Raw genomic sequence first — 206 nt, 5'->3', positions numbered from 1 at the left:
TGTGTTGGATCATTAGGGTAAACCGTTGGTGGAACTTCCACTGTACCTGTTGGTGGTTGTGGAATCCATGAACCAAGTTTCACATAAGTAACGACTTCTGTGATGTTTCCTGTCGTTTCTGTCGCAGCGACATTGGCAACAGTTGAATCAAGTTCTACCTTAGTACCGTTGTTGGTTGCTTCTTTTGCGATGTAACCCCCAACTGT

The 206-nt window shown here is 44.7% G+C and carries 1 protein-coding gene; it reads right to left on the bottom strand.

The window, feature by feature from the left end; genetic code table 11:
• Positions 1–206, bottom strand: a 206-nt coding sequence (locus tag C1E99_RS14705; RefSeq protein WP_161951184.1) for a hypothetical protein, incomplete at both ends; no start/stop codon positions are given.

Source organism: Streptococcus suis, assembly GCF_002964045.1.
Lineage (GTDB): Bacteria > Bacillota > Bacilli > Lactobacillales > Streptococcaceae > Streptococcus > Streptococcus suis_U.
This window is presented reverse-complemented; position numbering and strand designations above follow the sequence as displayed.